Source organism: Psychrobacillus sp. FJAT-21963, assembly GCF_001420585.1.
In the GTDB taxonomy this organism is placed as follows: Bacteria; Bacillota; Bacilli; order Bacillales_A; family Planococcaceae; genus Psychrobacillus.
Genome location: NZ_LJIY01000015.1, coordinates 1 through 2,597 on the forward strand (window position 1 = coordinate 1; position 2,597 = coordinate 2,597).

Here is a 2,597-nt window from a genome sequence, read left to right on the forward strand (position 1 = left end):
TAATTTATAGTAAAAATTCTATTAATTATTCTAGAATAATTAGAGCTCTTTTTCCAACACAATCTTATGTTTCCCTTTTTCGCTCACAAAAGTTTCTATTACGTTAAAACCAAACTTAATATTTAATATAAGCATTTCCCGTTTAATATTTCGAGAAATAGTTCGTACATTTATGTAACCCAACGACTTAATAAGTGCATGCTGTCTCCGCATTAACTCGGATGCAATTCCATTTCCCCGATAGTCAGTGTGAACACCACCTAACCAGCTATAAAAGGTATCGCTTGAATATTTATATCCAATTTTAAATCCAACAACCCGTTCTCGATCACAAGCAACAAAGATTATCAAATTTTCTTTTTCTGCTAATTTCTCTTCACGAAGCTGCGACCCTTCAAAAACATGCTCATGTAAATCCATAATCCCATTTAGTACGGAAGCTTTTGGTATTCCTTCATAATAAATATAGTCCAAGTACCTTTCCTCCCTAAACATGTTTTGTTTCTGCAATTTTCTTCAACTCATCTGCTCTAACTAATATAAAATTTCTCATGTATTTTTCTAAAAACAATTTATCTGCCATTATCCCTATAAACCCGAAAGGAGCTTTATATTCAAATGTATCAGTCATCATTGTTCCCGTATCAAATTCGACAAACTCATGCGTATGCGTAAATGAATGAAATGCTCCTTTTACCATTACATCTACAAATCTAAATGGCATGTTCATTTCAATTATTTTAGCAGTCAATTTTTGTTTAAAACCAAAATGAGTTGCTTCCCAAGTGATACTATCACCCAAATTGAGCAGTCCAGTTTTCACGCCGGCAACCGCCTTTTCATTTGTTTTTGCCGTAGTTTTAGTGTGAATCTCAACATTTCTAGCTAAATCAAAGCACGTAGTTATAGGAGCTATAATATACGTTGTATGTCTTATAACAGGCATATTTAACCTCTTATTTCTCCTCATGATCAAGATTTTTCAATATTTTTTCATATAAAGTCAACAGCTGTTGAAGCTCTTCGTCATTTAATACTTGGAAGAGTTCCATATGTAATTCCTCCCCTTTTTTCCTTGCTTCTTGGAGTAGGGCTTCTCCTTTAGGAGTTATACTAATTAAAACATTTCTTCGATCTTCTTCATTATAAACTCTCTCTGCATAACCTTCCTTCACCAGTTTTGTAGAAGTATTTGTAATCGCACCAGGCGTATATCCCAAAGTAGACGCCAAGACAGTTGACTTTTGCGGTCCTTTTTTTCTTAATTCTGCTAAAACAAGAATTGGGGAAAGTCCGATATTTTTATCAAAAGCTTTTGTCCATCTAATAATTGCTTCATTCGAGAATAATTCAAGAGTTCTTATTACCTTAAAAATATCTGGTTTCATTTACTCAACTCCCATACTTTTTCTTAATTCCTCCGAACAGTCAATTGAACTGATCTTCGTGATTCGACTTTATACTATTTAATAGTGCCTGACACCCCTCTATTACAAGGTCATACGTTTCTTGAAAGTCTCCAGTGTAATAAGGATCGGGCACATCTTTTTTGTGATCTGTTAAATCTAAAAAACGTATTATTTTTGGATGATCTGGTTGACCAAGTATCTCTCGAATATTTGTCACGTTACTCGCATCCATCCCAATAATATAGTCAAATTTTTCATAATCAGTCTTCTCTAACTGTCGACCGACCATTCCTTCTGTTGAAATGTTATATTCTTTTAGTTTGGAAATCGTCCCTTTATGTGGGGGATCACCAATATGCCATGAGCTCGTTGCGGCAGAATCTACTTGAATCTTTTCATTTAAATTCTCTTTTTCAACTAAATTTTTAAACACCGCTTCAGCCATTGGAGAACGACAAATATTCCCTAGACATACAAATAACACGTTAATCATTTCTAATTTCATCCTTTCTATATTAGTTTTGTAACAAATACCCCAATTCCTATTAGAAAATATACCACCATCATATAAACAATAAGCATACCTGTTTCAATTGTTTCTACACCCATTGCGAATAGAATGAGTAGAAGAGCACCACTGCCTAATAGAACAACATACAGGGCAATCGAGAAATATTTTTTCATTAGTAATAGAGTACGTTCATCCACATCAGGCATTTTTCCATTCCGTTTCTGACGCCATTTCGAAATAAGCAGGAAAATGATGAAACCACCAACTATGCCTACTGTTATAGGGATCAGTAAATCAAAACTAAAGTTCCCCTCTTCTTTTCCAACAAGATAAACACCAAGTAACCCACCAATAAACATACCACCTATTACAACTGCATAAATAATGACTTCATAGCGTTTCTTCATTTTTCACTCTCCCTTAGGTAAAACAATTTCTCAATTGGTACATCAAAATATTTAATCAGTTTTAGCGCAAGCTCTAAACTGGGATTGTATTTATTGTTCTCAATTGCCGTTATTGTTTGTCTTGTAATTTGCAAATCCTCTGCCATCTGAATCTGTGTGATTCCTTTTTGTAATCGAATTTCCTTAATATGATTAATTACCTTCGTCATCTCTTGCCTCCAAAAAACGTAAAGATATCTTTACATATAGAATAAAATATTATTTTTTAAA

At 33.7% G+C, this 2,597-nt stretch carries 6 protein-coding genes; all 6 read right to left on the reverse strand.

The genetic code is table 11. The features are described from left to right. Positions 1 to 39: 39 nt before the first annotated feature. The 6 genes from AN959_RS19060 to AN959_RS19085 are packed head-to-tail and all read right to left on the reverse strand — an operon-like array spanning position 40 to position 2,536. Complete coding sequence (locus tag AN959_RS19060) at positions 40 to 474, reverse strand: GNAT family N-acetyltransferase (RefSeq protein ID WP_231687489.1); 435 nt, start codon at positions 472 to 474, stop codon at positions 40 to 42. Between the two features lie 13 nt (positions 475 to 487). Continuing rightward, positions 488 to 946, reverse strand: coding sequence for an SRPBCC family protein (locus tag AN959_RS19065; protein WP_056833087.1), 459 nt, complete (start codon positions 944 to 946; stop codon positions 488 to 490). A gap of 10 nt (positions 947 to 956) precedes the next feature. Beyond that, positions 957 to 1,388 (reverse strand): MarR family winged helix-turn-helix transcriptional regulator, encoded by a 432-nt coding sequence (locus tag AN959_RS19070; protein ID WP_056833089.1) that lies wholly within the window; start codon positions 1,386 to 1,388, stop codon positions 957 to 959. A 40-nt stretch (positions 1,389 to 1,428) separates the two neighbouring features. Next, positions 1,429 to 1,902: a low molecular weight protein-tyrosine-phosphatase gene (locus tag AN959_RS19075; protein WP_056833091.1), complete on the reverse strand. Its 474-nt coding sequence runs from the start codon at positions 1,900 to 1,902 to the stop codon at positions 1,429 to 1,431. Positions 1,903 to 1,919: 17 nt separating this feature from the next. Then, on the reverse strand, positions 1,920 to 2,327 hold the full coding sequence (locus tag AN959_RS19080; protein WP_056833093.1) for a hypothetical protein: 408 nt from the start codon (positions 2,325 to 2,327) through the stop codon (positions 1,920 to 1,922). Beyond that, on the reverse strand, positions 2,324 to 2,536 hold the full coding sequence (locus AN959_RS19085) for a helix-turn-helix transcriptional regulator (RefSeq protein ID WP_053591508.1): 213 nt from the start codon (positions 2,534 to 2,536) through the stop codon (positions 2,324 to 2,326). The genes AN959_RS19080 and AN959_RS19085 overlap by 4 nt, the downstream gene beginning before the upstream one ends. Between the last annotated feature and the right edge of the window lie 61 nt (positions 2,537 to 2,597).

Bases quoted from the DNA above. Each gene is read 5' to 3' on its own strand.
- AN959_RS19065 (WP_056833087.1), bottom strand. From the start codon at position 946: ATGCCTGTTATAAGACATACAACGTATATTATAGCTCCTATAACTACG.
- AN959_RS19070 (WP_056833089.1), bottom strand. From the start codon at position 1,388: ATGAAACCAGATATTTTTAAGGTAATAAGAACTCTTGAATTATTCTCG.
- AN959_RS19075 (WP_056833091.1), bottom strand. From the start codon at position 1,902: ATGATTAACGTGTTATTTGTATGTCTAGGGAATATTTGTCGTTCTCCA.
- AN959_RS19080 (WP_056833093.1), bottom strand. From the start codon at position 2,327: ATGAAGAAACGCTATGAAGTCATTATTTATGCAGTTGTAATAGGTGGT.
- AN959_RS19085 (WP_053591508.1), bottom strand. From the start codon at position 2,536: ATGACGAAGGTAATTAATCATATTAAGGAAATTCGATTACAAAAAGGA.